The 18,941-nt window shown below is 63.9% G+C and carries 19 protein-coding genes; 13 read left to right on the top strand and 6 right to left on the bottom strand.

Features of this window, described 5'->3' with window-relative positions:
* Positions 1–79 precede the first annotated feature (79 nt).
* Positions 80–1,369, bottom strand: coding sequence for a DNA topoisomerase IB (locus BX591_RS13710; protein ID WP_111931992.1), 1,290 nt, complete (start codon positions 1,367–1,369; stop codon positions 80–82).
* Positions 1,370–1,575: 206 nt separating this feature from the next.
* Between BX591_RS13710 and BX591_RS13705 the strand changes: the two genes are divergently transcribed.
* From BX591_RS13705 to BX591_RS13685, 5 genes are all read left to right on the top strand, one after another.
* Positions 1,576–1,926, top strand: coding sequence for a chemotaxis protein (locus tag BX591_RS13705; RefSeq protein WP_111931991.1), 351 nt, complete (start codon positions 1,576–1,578; stop codon positions 1,924–1,926).
* 106 nt (positions 1,927–2,032) lie between these two features.
* A complete protein-coding gene (locus tag BX591_RS13700) occupies positions 2,033–2,584 on the top strand; it encodes a type 1 glutamine amidotransferase domain-containing protein (RefSeq protein WP_111931990.1) in 552 nt (183 codons plus the stop codon).
* Between the two features lie 54 nt (positions 2,585–2,638).
* The gene (locus BX591_RS13695) at positions 2,639–3,202 is read left to right on the top strand and encodes a DUF4142 domain-containing protein (protein WP_111931989.1); all 564 of its coding nucleotides are present in this window, start codon (positions 2,639–2,641) and stop codon (positions 3,200–3,202) included.
* Positions 3,199–3,543, top strand: a complete 345-nt coding sequence (locus BX591_RS13690; protein ID WP_105506416.1) for a DUF1488 family protein — start codon at positions 3,199–3,201, stop codon at positions 3,541–3,543. Before BX591_RS13695 ends, BX591_RS13690 begins: the two co-directional genes overlap by 4 nt.
* A 132-nt stretch (positions 3,544–3,675) precedes the next feature.
* Positions 3,676–4,257: a hypothetical protein gene (locus BX591_RS13685; RefSeq protein ID WP_111931988.1), complete on the top strand. Its 582-nt coding sequence runs from the start codon at positions 3,676–3,678 to the stop codon at positions 4,255–4,257.
* Between the two features lie 121 nt (positions 4,258–4,378).
* On the opposite strand, the gene BX591_RS13680 is transcribed toward BX591_RS13685, so the two are convergent.
* Positions 4,379–4,621 carry a hypothetical protein gene (locus BX591_RS13680; RefSeq protein ID WP_111931987.1) on the bottom strand — a complete coding sequence of 81 codons (243 nt, stop codon included), beginning with the start codon at positions 4,619–4,621 and terminating at the stop codon, positions 4,379–4,381.
* A 364-nt stretch (positions 4,622–4,985) separates the two neighbouring features.
* On the opposite strand from BX591_RS13680, the gene BX591_RS13675 reads away from it, so the two are divergent.
* A complete protein-coding gene (locus BX591_RS13675; protein WP_111931986.1) occupies positions 4,986–5,438 on the top strand; it encodes a ferritin-like domain-containing protein in 453 nt (150 codons plus the stop codon).
* 231 nt (positions 5,439–5,669) lie between these two features.
* On the opposite strand, the gene ilvD is transcribed toward BX591_RS13675, so the two are convergent.
* Both ilvD and BX591_RS13665 read right to left on the bottom strand, forming a co-directional pair.
* Entirely contained in the window at positions 5,670–7,529 is a 1,860-nt protein-coding gene (gene ilvD / locus BX591_RS13670; RefSeq protein WP_111931985.1) for a dihydroxy-acid dehydratase, read from the bottom strand.
* Positions 7,530–7,863: 334 nt separating this feature from the next.
* Complete coding sequence (locus BX591_RS13665; protein ID WP_111931984.1) at positions 7,864–8,202, bottom strand: BON domain-containing protein; 339 nt, start codon at positions 8,200–8,202, stop codon at positions 7,864–7,866.
* Between the two features lie 553 nt (positions 8,203–8,755).
* Here BX591_RS13665 and BX591_RS13660 point away from each other — a divergent pair.
* From BX591_RS13660 to BX591_RS13630, 7 genes are all read left to right on the top strand, one after another.
* Positions 8,756–10,258: an RNA polymerase factor sigma-54 gene (locus tag BX591_RS13660; RefSeq protein WP_111931983.1), complete on the top strand. Its 1,503-nt coding sequence runs from the start codon at positions 8,756–8,758 to the stop codon at positions 10,256–10,258.
* A gap of 169 nt (positions 10,259–10,427) precedes the next feature.
* On the top strand, positions 10,428–11,618 hold the full coding sequence (locus tag BX591_RS13655) for a pyridoxal phosphate-dependent aminotransferase (RefSeq protein ID WP_111931982.1): 1,191 nt from the start codon (positions 10,428–10,430) through the stop codon (positions 11,616–11,618).
* A 33-nt stretch (positions 11,619–11,651) separates the two neighbouring features.
* A complete protein-coding gene (locus tag BX591_RS13650; protein WP_111931981.1) occupies positions 11,652–13,451 on the top strand; it encodes a S10 family peptidase in 1,800 nt (599 codons plus the stop codon).
* 152 nt (positions 13,452–13,603) lie between these two features.
* The gene (locus BX591_RS13645) at positions 13,604–14,350 is read left to right on the top strand and encodes a FadR/GntR family transcriptional regulator (protein WP_111931980.1); all 747 of its coding nucleotides are present in this window, start codon (positions 13,604–13,606) and stop codon (positions 14,348–14,350) included.
* A gap of 206 nt (positions 14,351–14,556) precedes the next feature.
* Positions 14,557–15,300, top strand: a complete 744-nt coding sequence (locus BX591_RS13640) for a (Fe-S)-binding protein (protein WP_111931979.1) — start codon at positions 14,557–14,559, stop codon at positions 15,298–15,300.
* Complete coding sequence (locus tag BX591_RS13635; RefSeq protein WP_111931978.1) at positions 15,297–16,688, top strand: lactate utilization protein B; 1,392 nt, start codon at positions 15,297–15,299, stop codon at positions 16,686–16,688. The genes BX591_RS13640 and BX591_RS13635 overlap by 4 nt, the downstream gene beginning before the upstream one ends.
* Positions 16,675–17,262 carry a LutC/YkgG family protein gene (locus BX591_RS13630; RefSeq protein WP_111931977.1) on the top strand — a complete coding sequence of 196 codons (588 nt, stop codon included), beginning with the start codon at positions 16,675–16,677 and terminating at the stop codon, positions 17,260–17,262. Before BX591_RS13635 ends, BX591_RS13630 begins: the two co-directional genes overlap by 14 nt.
* Before the next feature lie 39 nt (positions 17,263–17,301).
* On the opposite strand, the gene BX591_RS13625 is transcribed toward BX591_RS13630, so the two are convergent.
* Together BX591_RS13625 and BX591_RS13620 are read right to left on the bottom strand one after the other, a co-directional pair.
* Positions 17,302–17,685 carry a hypothetical protein gene (locus tag BX591_RS13625; RefSeq protein WP_111931976.1) on the bottom strand — a complete coding sequence of 128 codons (384 nt, stop codon included), beginning with the start codon at positions 17,683–17,685 and terminating at the stop codon, positions 17,302–17,304.
* Positions 17,686–17,715: 30 nt separating this feature from the next.
* Positions 17,716–18,924 (bottom strand): SGNH/GDSL hydrolase family protein, encoded by a 1,209-nt coding sequence (locus BX591_RS13620; protein ID WP_111931975.1) that lies wholly within the window; start codon positions 18,922–18,924, stop codon positions 17,716–17,718.
* Between the last annotated feature and the right edge of the window lie 17 nt (positions 18,925–18,941).

The raw sequence follows: 18,941 nt of genomic DNA, 5'->3' as shown, positions 1-18,941 counted from the left end.
GGGTGTACGCAAACTGCAGCAACCGGCGTTCCTCGTTTTTTATTGGTCGATCGCGTGGTTGCGCCGAAGTTGTGCTGCGTCAGGCCGCCGTCGCTCGCGTCGAAGTCCCTCCACCTGCTTTCCCGTTCGTCTTCGCCTTCGTTTTCGCCGCCATCCCCTTACGCACCACGCGCGATTTCTTCAGCAAGCTCGTCAGCGTATCGTCGACGCTTTCCGCGACGACCGCCTCGCGCGTCTTGCGTCCCTTCGCGCCAGCCTGACGCGCCAATTTTGCCGCGCGTTTTTCCGCCTGCGCGAGCAGCGCCGCGAACGCGACTTCATCGACACGCAAGCCACGCCGCGTCCGACCGGACGGCAGCGTCTGCAACTCATCGGCTTCGAAGGCGCCGATCACCGCCGGATGAATGTAGCAACGCCGGCACACCGCCGGCGTATTGCGCAACAACGCGGCCACGTCCTTGACGGTCGCCACCAGATGACGGCGCGCTTCCGCCGCGCTGTCGCAGATCAGGCGACGCAACGCGGCCAGCGCATAGACGCTGCCGGCCCACGTCCGATAGTCCTTGGCGGTGAAATCCGCGCCGCTCGCGCGCCGCAGGTAGTCGTTGATATCGGCCGAGCCGACCGTGCGGCGGGAGCCGTCGTCGTCGAGATACTGGAACAGGTCATGACCCGGCAGTTCCGCACAGCGTCGCACGATCCGCTTGATGCGCGGATTGTTCACCGTGACGTCGTGCTCGATGCCGCTCTTGCCGCGAAACCTGAAACGCAATTGCCCGGCTTCGATTTTCAGGTGCTTCTTGCGCAGCGTCGTCAAACCGTACGACTGGTTATCGCGCGCGTATTCGACACTGCCGATGCGGATCAGCGTCGTGTCCAGCAACAGCACGATCGCGGCGATCACCTTGTCGCACGGCATGCCGGGCAGTTTCAGATCGCGTGCCACGCGGGCGCGGATCTTCGGCAGCGCGCGACCGAACTCGGCCATGCGCTCGTACTTGTCGGCGTCGCGCGTCTCGCGCCAGCGCGGGTGATAGCGGTACTGCTTGCGCCCACGTGCGTCGCGGCCGGTCGCCTGAATATGGCCGCGCGCGTCGGGGCAGATCCACACGTCTTCATAGGCCGGCGGAATGGCGAGTGCGTTGATGCGTTTGATCTCGTCTTCGTCGTCGATGCGCTTGCCCGCCGTGTCGAAGTAGCTGAAGCCGTCCTTCTCCGACTCGCGCTTGCGCGTGTAGCCGGGGCGGGCGTCGTCGGCGTGGCGCAGGCCGGGCGGCATGGCAGGCGACACGGTTTGCGGCGCGGCGCGGGTTGCGCTGTCGCCGGGACGTTCCGCGCGGCGCGGATTCGAAGTGGGCGTGTCGGTCATGGTCGCAGGTAGAAGTTTCAAGCGGTTTCAAGCATGAGGCGCTGATGGGGCACGGACGCGCCGATGCCTGCGCATCAAGCAAAGGCAGTGCCCGGCGCTTGCTGCGGTGCACCGTGGTTGCACCGCCGGGACGCGAGCGGAACGGTCCTTGCGCAGCTTTTCTCGCTAGCGACATCACCTCGAACCTCACCCTCAAGGAGCACGCCATGAGCAGCACGTTAAACCCCGATGAAGAGCCGCAACAGGTCGTCAAGCAGACAGCGGGCACGACCGGCGCGCTCGGTCCGAGCGATTCGTCCGACAGCGGTAGCGACGTGGCCGGCGCGAAGCGTCATGCCTTCGACGTCGATTCGGAACTCGACAACCACGCGCTCGAAACCGGCGACAGCGAACTCGGCAGCGATACCGATCGGGCGGGCACGGGCGAGCGCGCCGCAGCCGACGGCGACTCGACGCTAACTCCGGATCGCGATATCGAACCGGACCGCGTGATCGATCCCATGGACCCGTTGGCCCGTGACGACGACGGTCTCGACGACGACCCGCATGGACTGTGATTCGCCGCACGCGACATAGGCACGTCTTTTGCTGATATCCCCAAACAGCAGGGTCCGGCTAATGTGATTGATGCACCCGGTCCCGGCACTCTGAAGGAGAGCACGAATGAGCAATACGCTGAACGGATGCAAGATCGCGGTCCTCGCCATGGACGGCTTCGAGCAGGCCGAATTGATCGAGCCGAAACGCGCGCTCGCCGACGCGGGTGCCACCGTGCACGTCATTTCGTCGAAGCCCGGCAAGATCCAGGGCTTCAAACATGTCGACAAGGGCGACACCGTCGACGTCGACACCACCTTCGACCGCGTCACCGCGTCCGACTACGACGCCGTGGTGCTGCCCGGCGGCGTGGTGAACGGCGACGCGATCCGTTTGCTGCCGCAGGCGCAAGCCTTCGTCAAAGCGGCCGATAGCGCGAAGAAGCCGATCGCGGTGATCTGCCACGGCGCCTGGCTGCCGGTGTCGGCGGGGATCATCAAGGGCCGCACGGTGACGAGCTGGCCGAGCTTGCAGGACGACATTCGCAATGCGGGCGGCACGTGGATCGACCAGGAAGTGGTCGAGGACGGCAACCTGATTACGAGCCGCAAGCCCGACGATCTGCCCGCATTCAACAGAACGCTGATTGCGCAACTATCGAAGCGCAAAGCGGCATAAGCGCGAGCGATCGACGCCGCGCGTCGGTGACCCCGTCGACCAGGGAGAAAATGCATGAAACTCCGGTATTCCCTACAAGTGATGACGACCGCGCTGGGGCTGGGCGTGGCGTCGATCGGCGCGGTGTACGCGCAAGCCAGCGATGCGCCGGCCAGCGATGCGCCGGTCGGCGGCACACAGCTCTCGCCGGCCGACCAGCAATTCGTGCAGGACGCGTCGCAAGCCGATGCCACCGAAATCGCGGCCAGCAAGATCGCGCTGAAGAATGCCAGTGATCCGCACGTGAAGAAATTCGCGCAGCAGATGATCGTCGATCACACGAAACTCTCGCACGGCATGGCGGCGCTGGTCGCGAAGAAGGGCTTCACCACCACGCCGTCGGCCGATGCCGCGCTGGTCGGCAAGCTTCAAACGCTGAAGGGCAACGCGTTCGATCAGGCGTACGTCGAGCAGATCGGACTCGAAGCCCATCAGCGTGCGGTCGACCTGTTCCAGCAGGAAGCGCAAAGCGGCACGGATTCGCAGTTGAAGGCCGCCGCCGCGCACGCGTTGCCGACCATCAAACATCATCTCGCGATGGCGCAGCAACTCGCCGGCGCCTTGAAGGGTTCGTCATGAACGCGATCCTGCCGCGTCCGGCCTATGAGGACTCTCTTATGCAGATCACTTTTTCCGACGACGAGCCGGCCTTCGACGGCGCGAATCTGATGGTGCGCTTCATGGCGCGCGTGGATGGCGAAGCGGTGTCGTGCGCGATCACCGCCGAGGCGCTGGAAGATCATTTCGGCGCCGATTCCGCGCTCGAATCCGCGTTGATGTCCGCCTTCGACAAAGGCCGTCATCGCATCCGTTCGGTTTGCGCGGAAGCGCTCGACCTGAACGCCGGCGAAGGCGTAGTGTTGCATAGCGGACTGTTCAGGGTGGAAGGCATGGAACCGGATCGCGGCGCCACGGCGTAGCGCCGACGTTGTCGTGTGCCGGCTTGCGCGCGGCTGCCTGGGTGTGTTTTGTGGGTGGCTGGTGTGTCTTGCAGCGCGGCAGTGCACGACCGCGCAGTTTGCGAACGCCAATCAACGATGCAAGGAGGCCTCATGTCACTCATCGTCGCAGCACGTTTCACGACTTTTCCGACTGCGGAAGACGCGGCGCAAAAGCTCTTCAACGCAGGTTTCGTCGAAGAAGACGTCACGCTGTTTTTCGTCAATCCGCGCGGCCAGCACGCGCGTTATCCGCTTGGCGGCGATACCGCCACCGATGCGAGCGCGAGGGACGCGCCGAAGGGCGCAGGCCTCGGTGTCACGATCGGAGCGGTAGCGGGGGCAGTGGTGGGCGTCGGTATTTTCGCGGCATTCTCGGCGCCGATTCTCGTGTCGCTGATCGCAGCCGGGGTCGGCGCTTATATCGGCTCGCTGGCCGGCGCAATGATGCGCACGCGGGGCGGCGGCAAACCGGGTCATCGTTCGCCTTTTCACGAGGAAACGCGCGATTCGGGCGTGCTGGTGGCGGTCCATGTGTCGCCGGACAATCAGTTCGACGCCGCGCGCGTGCTGCGCGAAGCGGGCGGCGCGGCGGTTGAGCGCGCGACCGGCCGCTGGCAGCAGGGTCGCTGGGCGGACTTCGATCCGTTGAAGCAACCTGAACCGTTGAACGAGTTCAAGGAAAGACACGCTTGATGCAGCGCCGGTGAGGCGGTTCCGGATTCGATCTGGACGACGCCCTGGATAGCAAACGGCCCGACAGTTGTCGGGCCGTTTGCGTTGCTGAAGCGCGTTGCTTGAGACAGCGTTGCCGCATTCACACCCAGATTCGCGGCGTATCGTGCGGCGCTAGCGGTGCACGATCCACCTGGCGATTGTCGCCGGTCGCTTCGCATCCGGCGGGCACCAGACCTTCGTCCGTCGCGCCACAAGCCGCCGACATATTTTGCATGCTTGTCGGCGGTGTTTCGTGTTGCAGGAGATGCTCGCGAATCTGCATCACGGCGGCCGAGGTGACGATTGCAACGGCGACCAGAAATTCCGTGCGTCTGATTTTCATGGTGACACTCCCTGTCGTTTTTGCCTGCCTGTTGTTCTGAATTCCTTCGCACGACTAGCCGGATGTTTTTCGCTGCCGTTTTCGGTGTCGTGCGGGCGCAGCAGATTAAGCAACCCGCGTGCCATTCATAAAAGCACCGCGCAGGAGGGCGCCCAGCGCTCGCAGTACCAGGGCGGCACGCAACATTTACGTGGCTTGGCAAGAATGGCAGCGGCCACGGCAGTCTGTTTCACGTCGATTCGCCTGATCTTTGGCGTGCGCATGCCGGGCACGCGTCATGCGGTTATCCCTACGAAGACCGTCGGTGGGCTGCACCTGCTGGCCGACGGATTCCACGATCAACGAAACCCCTTGGAGGTATTGCATGGCTACGAACGTTGTTTCCGTACTGAACGATCTGGTCGAAACGTCGAAGGACGGCGAGAAGGGCTTTCGCAAAGCGTCCGAAGACGCGCACGATACGCAGTTGAAGGCGATGTTTCTATCGCGTGCCGAAGACTGCACACGCGGCGCGCGCGAGTTGCAGGACGCCGTGCAGGCATTGGGCGGCAAGCCCGACACGGGCGGCAGCGTGAGCGGCGCCTTGCACCGCGGCTGGGTCGATCTGAAGTCGGCCGTCACGGACCGTAGCGACCACGACATTCTGGCCGACTGCGAAAAGGGCGAAGACGTCGCGAAGAAGCACTATCACGAAGCGCTCGAAAAAGATTTGCCGGTGGATGTACGCGCGATCGTCGAACGGCAGTATCAGGGCGTGCTGCAAAACCATGACCGCGTGCGCGATCTGCGCGATCAGTACGCGGCGGCGAAGCGTTGATAGCGGCTCAATGTGCGGCCACGCGTTAGTGTTCGTGGCTGCATGAGCTAGTGAGTCGAGCAGTTCGGCGGCCTGGTGCTTGTAAAAGCGCCAGGCTGTTTTGCATTGAGCGTGATGTTCCGCGATGACCGGCGCGCCGACTGCACTGCACATCGCCGTGAACCTCGCGCCAAAAAAAAGCCGCTCGACAGAGCGGCTTCGACACGAGCGGGCCGGCGGCCCGCTACGGCATTAGTCGTCCAGCAGCGACAGATCGCGCACTGCACCCTTGTCGGCCGACATCACCAGCTTGGCGTACGCCTTCAGCGCCGCGGACACCTTGCGCGGACGCGGATTCGCAGGCTTCCACCCCTTCGCGTTCTGCTCTTCACGACGGCGCGCAAGTTCTTCGTCGGACACCAGCACGTTGATCGTGCGGTTCGGAATGTCGATGCGGATCTTGTCGCCGTTACGTACCAGACCGATCGCTCCGCCGGCTGCGGCCTCGGGCGAGCAGTGGCCGATCGAGAGGCCCGAGGTGCCACCCGAGAAGCGGCCGTCGGTCAGCAGCGCGCAGGCTTTGCCCAGACCCTTCGACTTGATATAGCTCGTCGGGTAAAGCATTTCCTGCATGCCGGGACCGCCCTTGGGGCCTTCGTAGCGCACGATCACCACGTCGCCGGCCTTGACCTTGTCGTTGAGAATGTCTTCGACCGCTTCGTCCTGCGACTCGGTCACATGGGCCGTGCCCTCGAACACGTGAATGCTCTCGTCGACGCCCGCCGTCTTCACCACGCAACCGTCGAGCGCGATGTTGCCGGTCAGCACACCCAGGCCGCCTTCTTTCGAGAACGCGTGTTCGTACGAGCGGATGCAACCCTCGGCACGGTCGAGATCGAGGCTCGGCCAGCGGGTGTTCTGGCTGAACGCGACCTGCGTCGGGATTCCGGCGGGGCCTGCCATGTAGAAGGTCCGCACGGCCTCGTCCTGCGTACGGACGATGTCCCACTGGTCCAGCGCATCTTTCAGCGTGGCGGTGTGCACGGTGGGCACGTCGGTGTGCAGCTTGCCGGCGCGGTCCAGCTCGCCCAGGATCGCCATGATGCCGCCCGCGCGATGCACGTCTTCGATGTGGTACTTGTTCGTGTTCGGCGCCACCTTGCACAACTGCGGCACGACGCGCGACAGGCGGTCGATGTCGCTCATCGTGAAGTCGATCTCGGCTTCGCGGGCAATCGCCAGCAAGTGCAGGATGGTGTTGGTCGAGCCGCCCATCGCGATGTCGAGCGCCATGGCGTTCTCGAACGCCTTGAAGCCCACCGCGCGCGGCAGGATCGACGCGTTTTCTTCTTCGTAATACTGGCGTGCCAGTTCCACCACGCGGCGGCCGGCGCGCTTGAACAACTGCTCGCGGTCGGCGTGGGTTGCCACCACCGTGCCGTTGCCCGGCAGCGACAGACCGAGCGCTTCGGTCAGGCAGTTCATCGAATTGGCCGTGAACATGCCCGAGCACGACCCGCAGGTCGGGCAGGCGGAGCGTTCCACTTCGGCGACGTCGGCGTCGGAGTAGCTCGGGTCGGCCGCGATCACCATGGCGTCCACCAGATCGAGCTTCTTGAACTCGATGGTGCCGGTTTTAGGATTCGCGAGGCGCGTCTTGCCGGCTTCCATCGGACCGCCCGAGACGAAGATCACCGGGATGTTGAGCCGCATGGCGGCCATCAGCATGCCGGGGGTGATCTTGTCGCAGTTCGAGATGCAGACCATGGCGTCGGCGCAATGCGCGTTGACCATGTATTCGACCGAGTCCGCGATGATGTCGCGGCTGGGCAGCGAATACAGCATGCCGTCGTGGCCCATGGCAATGCCGTCGTCCACGGCAATGGTGTTGAATTCCTTGGCGACGCCACCCGCGGCTTCGATTTCGCGCGCGACGAGCTGGCCCAAGTCCTTCAGGTGGACGTGACCGGGCACGAACTGGGTGAACGAATTGACCACCGCGATGATCGGCTTGGAAAAGTCTTCGTCTTTCATGCCGGTGGCGCGCCACAGCGAGCGCGCCCCTGCCATGTTGCGGCCGGCGGTGGAGGTTTTGGAACGGTATGCGGGCATTGTGATGGTGGAAAAGTAACGCGGAAAAGGTAGCGGGCCACGGGAGTAAGGCCCCTCACGCGCCCGTGCGAACAACCTTTTGAGCCGCGCTTCGGGCAAACTTCATGATTATCCCATACAGGTTGGAGGCGTGCGGCGTAAGGGTTCCGGCTGAGCGGCCGGCTGCTGAGCGGACCGGATGCAGCGAACGCGCCGAACGCAGCGAACTTAGCGCGAACACACCGCGCCAAAGAAAAAGCCGTTCGCACAAGGCGAACGGCTTTTCCATGTTCCGCTGGAGCGCCACGGGAAGAAACCGGTACGGACCGGCTCCCGCCCCTCGGATCGCCCGACCTTATTCGGCGGCGATCTTCAGATGGTTCTTCACGCTCGACACGCCCTTGACGGCTTCGACCACTTCGCCGGCCGCGGCCTTGTCGTCGGCCGAAGGCACCGAGCCCGTGAGCCACACCACGCCCTTGCGGGTCTTCACGTGGATATGGGTCGACTTGACGTTCTTGGCCGCGAGCAGATCGGCCTTCGCCTTGGTGGTGATGGTGCCGTCGTCGACGTGCTCGCCGATGGTTTCCGACGCGGCCGACGGTGCCGAGGCGCTGGTTTGCGCCGTAGCGTTCAGTGCGAATGCGACACAAGCAATGCTACCTGCTGCCTTGAGAAATTGGATCGTCTTCATAGGGTTTCTCCTTCGGGTGTTGATGAAAATGGCGGTCTTGTTGCCTGCGAACGATCGCGGCCGAAGCCGCCGATGACTCGCGTGGGGTCGTTGCCGCTACGGTTCCGTCAGGGCCCGTTATCGACACCGGACGAGGGTGTTTGCTGCGTGTCACGGCATTGCTGCCCTGCTGCGTTGCCGCTGATTGCCACTGCAAAAATGCCACTGCAAAAATGCCACTGCAAAAACCCGCGTCCGTCCACATAGTGCCCATCCGCAAGGGCTGTGCCCGGTATCTGGTCGAGTTGTTCCGCAAATGCGCCAAGCCTTTACGGGGCGGACATTTCGCCTGAAGAATAGAACGGGACAGCGGCGCGACGCGCCGCCCGGCGGCCCGCGCCGACAGGGTCCGGAATTTGCCGGGTGTTTGTAAAAAAGGTCGCGCGGCGCCTGCGCAATTGGCGGGCCTGAAAACGCAAATCATATAAAAAACAGTGTGTTGCGCGAGCTGGTACGACAGTTGCTCTAAGAAGGTCACGAACCAATCTTCGGCTACTAACGGGACCTCACTACAATGCCTTCCATCGAACTACGCACGAGGCAGTCTCTCGCACTCACGCCGCGTCTTCAGCAATCGGTGCGTCTGTTGCAGTTGTCGTCTCTCGAGTTTCAACAGGAGTTGCGCACAGCGCTCGACACTAATCCGTTCCTCGAGTATGACTCGTCGGACACGGAAGACGTTGCGCTGGCAACCAACTCGCCGGGCGAAGACGCCGGCGCGCTACCCGCAACCGACACCGTCTCGACCGCCGAGCCCGACAACATGCCCGCCGAAGCGGCCAGCGGCGACTCGATGGAAAGCGCGGGGCAGGACGACATGCCCGGCGACTCCGGCGATTTCGGCGGCGAATTCTCCGGCGACTACGGCAGCCGCGGCTCGTCGCGCCAGAACGGCGACTCCGACAGCAGCGACCCGGCGGAATGGGCGCGATCGCAACCCACCTTGCGCGAGCAACTGCACGATTCGCTGCGGCTCTACCGTCTCGATGACCGCGATCGCGCGGTGGCGCGATTCATCATCGAGGCGCTCGACGACGACGGCTACCTGCGTCAGGACCTCGCGGATCTCGCCGACAGCGTCGATCTCGAACCGGAACTGACCGAAGACGAACTGCTGGTCGCGTTGCGACTCGTGCAATCGCTCGACCGTCCGGGTTTGGGCGCGCGTTCGTTGTCGGAGTGCCTGTCGCTGCAGGTGAATGCCTTGCCGTCCGACACGCCTGGCCGCGAGGTGGCGCGGCAGATCGTCGACCATCATCTGGAACGCCTCGCACGGCGCGAGCAGGCCGAACTGCAGAAGCAGATCGGCTGCAGCGCGGAGGAATTGCGCGTGGCCTGCGCCCTGGTGCGCAAGCTCGACCCGAAGCCGGGTAATTGCTACGGCCGCACCGAAGACAACTACGTCGTGCCGGACGTGATCGTGCGCCAGGTGCGCAACAAGTGGACGGTTTCGATCAATCCGGCGGTGCAGCCGCGCGCGCGCATCCACCGCATGTATGCGGAGTTGTTCGCACAGTCGGCGGGCGCCAGCCGCTCGCCGCTCGCGCAGCAGTTGCAGGAAGCGCGCTGGTTGATCCGTAACGCCCAGCAGCGCTTCGACACGATTCAGCGCGTGGCGGAATGCATCGTCGCGCATCAGAAAGCGTTCTTCCAGTATGGCGAGATCGCGCTCAAGCCGATGGTGTTGCGCGATGTGGCCGACGAACTCGGTTTGCACGAGTCGACGATCTCGCGTGCCACGGGCAACAAATATATGGCCACGCCGCGCGGTATTTTCGAATTCAAGCACTTCTTCCCGCGCGAACTCGGTACCGAAAGCGGTGGGACCTGTTCGGCCGCCGCAGTGCGGGCGCTGCTCAAGGAAATGATCGCCGCGGAAAACACGCGCGATCCGCTGTCGGACGTCTCGCTCGCGAAGATGCTCGCCGATCAGGGCGTGCTGGTGGCGCGTCGTACCGTGGCGAAGTACCGCCATCTGATGAAGGTGCCGCCGGCGGAGTTGCGTCGCCAGGTTTAAGCGTCGTCGCCGCCACCCGGCGGCGCGTGCCGGTTGCGCGAAAACCGGGCTGACTGGTTGTCGAAGAAGCGCTACGCGAACTGTCCGTTCGCGTAGCGCTTCTTCGTATCTGGACGTTTGGTGCTTGCCCCATTACATTGGCGGGTCCAGTGAAAACGGGGTGAACGCAATGAAGTACTCGAATCTGGTGGAGCGCCTGCAGGGCAGACGCACGTCGGCGTGGGAGATTCATCGCACCGCGCAACAGGCGCTGGCCAATGGTGAAGACGTCATCGTGCTGAGCGTGGGCGACCCCGATTTCGCGACGCCCGCGCCGATCGTCGAGCGCGCCGTCGAGGCATTGCGCGGCGGCGACACGCACTACAGCGCGGTGTCGGGCCGCGAACCCGTGCGCGTGGCGATCGCCGAAGAACACACGCGCATGACCGGCTGCGCGACCGGCGCGGCCAACGTAATCCTCACGGCGGGCGCGCAGAACGGCGTATTCGCCGCATCGCTGTGCCTGCTGCAGGCCGGCGACGAAGTGATCGTCCCCGAGCCGATGTATCTGACCTACGAAGCCTGCGTGCGCGCGGCCGGCGCCACATTGGTGGCCGTGCCGGTCGACGCGGCGCGCGCCTTTCATGTGAACTGCGACGTGCTCGAAGCGGCCATCACGCCGCGCACCCGAGCTATTTTCTTTGCGACGCCGTGCAATCCCACCGGCGTGGTGATGCCGCGTGCCGATCTGGAGCGCATCGCACGGCTCGCTTGCGAGCATGATCTGTGGGTGCTGTCCGACGAGGTGTATGCCGATCTCACCTTCGAACGCGAGCATGTGAGCATTGGGGCGCTCCCCGGTATGGCGGAGCGCACCGTGACGCTCGGTAGTCTGTCGAAATCGCATGCCATGGCGGGCTGGCGCGTCGGCTGGGCGATTGGGCCGACGGAGCTGATCGAGCATTGGGGGCGGCTTGCGCTTGCCATGCTTTATGGTTTGCCGGGCTTTATCCAGCAGGCCGCATTGACGGCGTTGCAGCACAAGGCGCACATTGCCGCTGAAATGCGCGAGATTTACCGGCGTCGCCGCGACGTGGTGTTCGAGCGCCTGCATCGTGTGCCGGGTCTGCGCTGCCTGCTGCCCGAAGCGGGCATGTTCATGATGGTCGACGTAAGCGGCACCGGCCTCGACACGGTCGATTTCACGTGGCAACTGTTTCGCGCGAAAGGCGTCTCGCTGCTCGACGCGAGCGCGTTCGGCGACACCGCGAACGGCTTCGTGCGGCTCGGATTCGTGGTCGACGAAGCGCAACTGATCGATGCGTGCGAGCGGATCGCGGCGTTTGTCGGCGGATTGAAGGCGGCCCGGGTATCGGCATAGATCGGCGGCTCTCGTTTATTCATCGGGGACACCATGGGCGTTCGGTTTGATTGTTCGTGGCGCGGCTTCGGCACGGTGCTGCCGGTGAAGTCGGCTTGCGTGGCGCCCGCACTGGCAGCCATGAGTGTTGTTGCGATGTTCGCGTTCGCTCGGCCGTGCGCGGCGGCCGAAACCGATAACGCGCCGGGTTCAGCCGCCAGCGCCGAAATGGCCGCCTCGGGGCCGGGCGTGCCACCGGCGCAAACGCCGGCAGCCAACCCGCGCGTCGACGCCAACAGCCGGCCAGACGGCGACGCGCAGGCAAATCGCAACCCGCCGCGCAACGACGCCCCGCAACGTTCGTCCGCCGCCACGCACAGCGGCACGCCGAACGCTTCCTCGCACGATTCGTCGAAACCCGAAGCCGCGGCGATCCCGGTGCCGCCGGAAACCACGGCGGTGACCCAGCATTCGATTCGCCTCGACGGCCGCAAGCTCGACTACACCGCGAGCGCCGGCAATCTGCTGCTGCGCGACAAAAGCGGCCAGGCCAACGCGAGCGTTTTCTACGTGGCCTACACGGTTGCCGGCAAACCGCCCGGCACGCGCCCGGTCACGTTCCTGTTCAACGGCGGCCCCGGCGCCGGCAGCGTCTTCCTGATGATGGGCTCGTTCGGACCGAAGCGGGCGCACACGGCAAGCCCCGCGATCACGCCGCCCGCGCCGTACGTGCTCGACGACAATCCCGACAGCTTGCTCGCCAGCACCGATCTGGTCTTTATCGACGCCGTCGGCGCGGGCTTTTCGCGGGTCGTCGGACACGGCACGGGCAAGGATTTCTGGGGGGTGGACAAGGACCTCGACGCGTTCTCGCAATTCATCGACCGCTATCTGACGGTGAACCAGCGCTGGAATTCGCCGAAGTATCTGCTCGGCGAGTCGTACGGCACCGCGCGCGCCGCGATGCTGGCGTATCGGCTGGGGCAGGACAATATCGGGCTCAACGGCGTGATCCTGATGTCGTCGGTGCTCGATTCCGCCGACTTTTCGCCGGGCTCCGATTTCCAGAGCGAAAGCTATCTGCCGAGCTTCGCCGCGATTGCGTGGTATCACGACAAGATCAATCCGAAGCCGGCCAGCCTGCCGGCGTTTCTCGACGAGGCTCGCGCGTTCGCTCGCGGACCGTACGCGCAAGCGCTCGCCCAGGGCGACGCGTTGCCCGACACCGAACGCGATGCGATCGCGGCGCGTATTGCGCAGTTCACGGGCCTCGACGTCGGCTATGTGAAGCGCAGCCGGCTGCGCCTGTATCCGTCGCGTTTTCGCAGTGAATTGCTGCGCGATCAGGGGCGCAGCGTCGGTCGTTACGACGCGCGTTTCGAAGGGCTCGAATTCGACGGCGTGTCCGAGCGCCCGGATTACGACGCGTCGGTGACCAGCGTGTCGAGCACGTTCGACGCCGCGCTGCATCAGCACCTCGCGCAAGACCTGCACTTCACGCCGACCGACCGCTACCGTGTCTTCAACGACGAAGCGTTGACGCAATGGGACTGGAAGCATCGCGAATGGTGGGGCGAGCATCTGCCGGTGCCGTACGCGGCGGGCGATCTGGCCGAGGCGATGCGGCAGAATCCGCAATTGCGCGTGATGTCGCTGAACGGCTATTTCGACCTCGCGACGCCGTTCTACGCGACTGAGTACGCACTCGCGCATCTCGGCGTGGATGCGCCGCTGCGCGCCAACGTGCGGCTCGCCCACTATCCGACCGGCCACATGATCTATCTCGACGACGCGGCGTTGCATGCGCTCAAGCGCGATCTGACGAGCTTCTATGCGGGAGCGGCGGCGCAGTAGGCTTCGAGGGCGGGATCGGCGTGAACCGCGAACCGTAGGCCGGTATAATTCAACGCTTCAACGCACTCGCATCTGGTCTCGCTTGCGCGGTCGCCGGGTGCCTTGAATCCCGCCTCATCAACCCGGCTTTCACCACTGTTCCAGCGCTGCCCATGCCCTTTCGCCCGATCCAGTCCTTCACACGCAAACGGCTTTCCGACGTGGTGTCCGACCAGATCAAAGAACTGATCTCGGACGGCACGCTCATGCCCGGCGACCGTTTGCCGGCCGAACGCGATCTGGCCACGCAACTCGGCGTATCGCGGCCCTCGCTGCGCGAAGCGCTGATCCGGCTCGAAGCGGACGGTTACATCGAAACCTCGGGGCGGGGCGGCTTCACGGTGGTGGACGTCACCGCGCCGATCATTTCCAAACCGCTCGCCGAACTGCTGACGCAGAATCCGCGCACCAGTGCCGATATTCTCGAGTTGCGCCAGGGGCTCGAAGCGATTTCCACGGTGTACGCAGCGGAGCGCGCCACGGCCGCCGATCAGCGCAAGATCACCGGCGCGTTCGAGGCATTGAAGGCCGGTTCGCTGTCGCAAGACCGCGCGAATCTCGCGGAACTGGATGCCGCGTTTCATCTCGCGATCGCGGACTCCACGCACAACATCGCGTTGGCGCATGTGATGCACGGCATCCATACGCTGATTCGCGAGGGCATGCGCCAGTACCATCGGCTGATCGATTACGACGAGGCGATGGAAAAGCAGTTGATGACCCAGCATCAGGCAATCTACGACGCGGTGATGGCGCGCGACGCGCAAAAGGCGCGCAAGGCGGCCGAGCGGCATCTGAGCTTTGTCCGCGAAATCTACAAGGACGACGCCGCGAATCCCGCGGCGAATGTCGTCTCCTAAGCGCCGCTGAGGCAAGGCCGCCACGCCGCCTGGCTCCCCTGAAGCCCATTCGCGGATTGACACCGCCCAGGGACTTCCTTATATTTCGTGGTCAGACCAACATTACCACGCTGACCGATCGGGCAAAACCCGTGGTTCGGCTCATCGGCGCGATTCCGCAGTACAGTAGGTGAATCGTCGGCTGCCGATTTTCTTTAGAAAAACTTATGAAAGTCGCCCTGTTTATCCCGTGCTTTATCGACGCGTTCTATCCCGAAGTGGGCATCGCCACGCTCGAGCTGCTTGAACGCTTCGGTATCGAGGTCGACTATCCGCAGGAGCAGACCTGCTGCGGGCAACCCATGGCCAACAGCGGCGCGCATGCCGACGCGGCCGGTGCCGAACGCGTGTTTGCGCGCAACTTCGCGGGCTACGACTACATCGTCGGACCGTCGGCGAGTTGCATCCACCATGTGCGCGACCATCTGAGCGCGCTGGAGCAGACCGACGAGGTGAAACAGGTTCGCGCCAACGCCTATGAACTCGTCGAATTTCTGCACGACGTGGTCGGCGCGCGTGAATTTCCGTGGGCCGAATTTCCGCATCGCGTGGGTCTGCACAATAGCTGCAGCGCGTTGCGGCATCTGAAGGAAGCGTCCATTTCCGAAGTGTCGGGCACGCCGTTCTCGAAGCCACGCACGTTGCTGGAAGGCGTGAAAGGTATCGAGTTCGTCAAGCCGGCGCGGCCCGACGAATGCTGCGGTTTCGGCGGCACGTTCTCGGTGACCGAGGAACCGGTGTCGGTGCGCATGGGGCAAGACAAGGTCCGCGACCATTTGCAGGCGGGCGCCGAATACATCGTTTCCGGCGACATGTCGTGCCTGATGCATCAGCAAGGTTGCGCGGAGCGTATGAAGGCCGAGGCGCGCTTCATCCACATCGCGCAGGTGCTCAATGGAGCGCGCACATGAGCCGCATCGATCACGCGAAAGCCGCCGGCGCTTTCATCAAGAAGACCGAGCACGTGGCGTTTCACGATAAGCGTCTGTGGGATTTGCGCGAGAAGCGCGACGCGCAGGCGCACGGCATCGCCGAATGGGAGACGATGCGCGAGTTGGCGTCGGGCATCAAGGAACATACGCTGTCGCATCTGTCCGAGTATCTGGAGCAGTTCGCCGCCGCGGCCGAGGCTAACGGCGTAACCGTGCATTGGGCGTCGACCGCCGAAGAGCACAACGAACTGGTGTACCAGATCATGTCCGGGCGCGGCATGACCACGCTCGTCAAAAGCAAGTCGATGCTCACCGACGAATGCAAGATGCGCGAGTATCTGGAGCCGCGCGGCATCACGGTGATGGAAACCGACCTCGGCGAGCGCATCCAGCAACTCGATCATCAGGACCCGAGTCATATGGTGGTGCCGGCGGTGCACAAGCTGCGCGCGGATGTGGCCGAGCTGTTCGGTCGGACCATCGGCACCGATCCGAAGAACAGCGACATTCACTATCTCGCGGAAAGCCAGCGGATGAACACGCGGCCGTACTTCGTGCGCGAAAAAACGGCGGGTATGACCGGCTGTAATTTCGCGGTGGCGGAAACCGGCACTGTGGTGGTGTGCACGAACGAAGGCAATGCGGATCTGTCGGCAAACGTGCCGTCGCTGCATATCGCGTCGATCGGGATCGAAAAGCTGATTCCGAAAGTCGCCGATCTCGGCGTGTTTATCCGCATGCTGTCGCGTAGCGCGCTGGGTTCGCCGATCACGCAGTACACGTCGCATTTCCGCGCGCCGCGTCCGGGTACGGAGATGCACTTCATCCTGGTCGATCACGGCCGTTCGGAACGGCTCGCGATGGAAGACTTCTGGTACTCGCTCAAGTGCATTCGCTGCGGCGCCTGCATGAACACCTGCCCGGTGTACCGGCGCAGCGGCGGCCTTTCATATGGCGGCACGTACTCGGGGCCGATCGGCGCGATCATCAATCCCACCTACGATCTGAAGCGCTATAGCGCGCTGCCGTTCGCGTCGACACTGAACGGCAGTTGCACGAATGTGTGTCCGGTGAAAATCAATATTCACGAGCAAATCTACAAGTGGCGCACGGTGATCGCCGAGCATCACGAAGTGCCGTTCGTGAAGCAGGAAGTGCTGAAAATGGCAGGGCGCTTGCTGGCGAGTCCGACCTTGTACCGTGCGACGGTGTCCTCGATGGGCAGCGCATTGCGCGGGCTGCCGAATTTTATGTTGTACAACCCGCTGAATATCTGGGGCAAGCAACGGGCGTTGCCGGAGGCGCCGAAGCTGACCTTCCACGCCTGGTACAAGAAGAATCGTGGAGGCAAAGATGGCAACGCGTGAGGCATTTCTGGAGAAGGTGCGGCAAGCGCAACCGGCTGCGCGGCCCCGGCCCGAGGTGCCGTTGTTCGATGCGGTGGGTGGCGATTTACGCGCGCGTTTTACCGCTGCTTTGCAGGCGATGGGCGGCACTTGTGTCGAAGTTGCCTCCGCTGCCGACGTAAGCGCGCTGATCCGCGAGCGCTTCGGCGATACGGCGTCGGTGGCGTCGGCTACCCCGGAGGTCGCGGGCACGCGTGTGCTGACGGCGCAGACCGAACCCGCGTCATTGCAGGATATCGACGTCGGCGTGGTGCGGGCGCGTTTCGGTGTCGCCGAGACCGGCTCGGTGTGGTTCAGCGAGCGCGAGTACGTGGTCAATGCGCTCGGCTACATCGTGCAGCATCTGATCGTGTTGCTCGACCCGGCGGAGTTGGTGGACGGATTGCAGGACGTCTACCGGCGCGACGATTTCCGTGACGCGCGTTATGCGGCGCTGGTCACCGGTCCTTCGGCGACGGCGGATATCGAAGGCGTGCTGATTCGCGGCGCGCAAGGGGTGCGCTCGCTGATGGTGGTGTGGGTGGCTGCGCGTTAGCGCACAGCTCAAGGCGCACAGCTCAAAGCCCGCGCGTATTCAGGCATCCGGCAGCGTGGACTTCTTTCTGGCGCGCCGCGGTTTCGGCTCGACGCCGATTCGCGGATCGCGCGCCAGCACCAGCGCGGTCATGCTATCGGCAACGGCTTCGAACGCGGGATTATCCTGCGCGATATAAAGCCATTTGCCGAGCACCGGATGCGGTTGCAAAGCGGGAAACTCGTCGATCAACGCGGCGTGACGATCATGTGACGTGCAGACCAGAAGACCATTCCACGGCCTGGTGCGATCGGCGGCGATCAGACACAACAGACCGTCCAGATAGGCGGCGTCGCTGCCGAACATCCGCTTGGTGAGGTAGGTCGGATCGCGCTCGAAGGCATCGAAAATCCAGACCAGCGAATTGCGAACGGAAGAGGGCATGGCGGTGAGTTCCTGTCGATGAGTCCGGTGTTAGATGGGGACATGTCGACGTCTACCGCGCGCGGCGCTGAACGGTCCGCCGTGGCCAAACGCGAGCTGGCCGAAGCGCTCGCCGATCCGGCGATGCGCCGGCCCGTCCGGGTGAAGTTGATCGGGCAGCGGCAGTTCGGCGAAATCCTTCTCGCCGTATAGCGTCAGACCGTCCACATAATGCAGATGTGGATCGTCGGTCGCACGCTGCCTCACGATGCGTTGCAACTCGTCGCGAATGAAGGTGAGCGTCAGCTTGCCCGCCTTGCGTTCGAACGCATTGCCGGTGGCCTTGAACGACACCTTGCTGGCAGCCAGCGCGTCGAGATCGAATGCGCCGGGGCCCGGCGTGTCTTCATGAATCGGACAGTACAGCGGCGAGATCACGACGAGCGGCGTGACCGGGTGACCTTCCCGAATGGTGTCGAGAAAACCATGCACGGCCGGCGTGAAAGCGCGCGCGCGCATCAGATCCGTGTTGCACAGGTTGATGCCGAGTTTGACGCTGATCATATCGGCCGGCGTGTCGCGCAGCGTTCGAGCGGTGAACGGGTCAAGCAACGCGCTGCCGCCGAAACCGAGATTGATCAGTTCGACATGACCGATCGACCCGGCCAGCGCCGGCCAGATTGTCGTCGGACTGGGCGCGTTGGAGCCCTGGCTGATCGAGCTGCCGTGATGCAGCCAGATTTTGCGGTTTTCATTGCGGCCCGGTTCGAGGCGAGCATTGGTGCGTAGCGCGACCAGTTCGGCGGTTTCGTTGTGCGGCAGCCAGATTTCGACGGTTTTTTCGTGGTTCGGCAAGCCGGTGAAGCGCAGCGTGCCCAGCTCGTTCGACTGCTTCGAAGCCGCGCCGGTGCTCATGTCGATCGTCACGACGTCGCCGCCCGTCGCGCTGGCTTGCTGAACCAGTTGGCCATCGACCACCAGGTCGTACACGCCGGGCGGGCGAGGCGGAAGGCCGGCATAGACGTAGCGGGTGGGCAGCACGTCGAGTTCGATCGTGCTTGCTGTGGTGCGAAATACGAAGCGCACGCCGGAGGGTTGCGATTCCACCATCGCCAGTTGAGGGTCGTTGCACTGCGCACGCGCTCGCGCGGGTAGCCGATGCGGAAGCACGCCTCGCGCGGTCGTTTCGAGTTCGAGCGCGCCGGGCAGGATGGTTTGGGTGATCGGTGTGGTGATCCAGTGATGCGAGTCGTTCGTCATGGCGGTTTTTGGCGTAT

Source organism: Paraburkholderia bryophila (assembly GCF_003269035.1).
Classification (GTDB): Bacteria; Pseudomonadota; Gammaproteobacteria; order Burkholderiales; family Burkholderiaceae; genus Paraburkholderia; species Paraburkholderia bryophila.
Note: the sequence above shows the minus strand (reverse complement) of the source record. Positions and strands in the feature narration are given on the sequence as shown.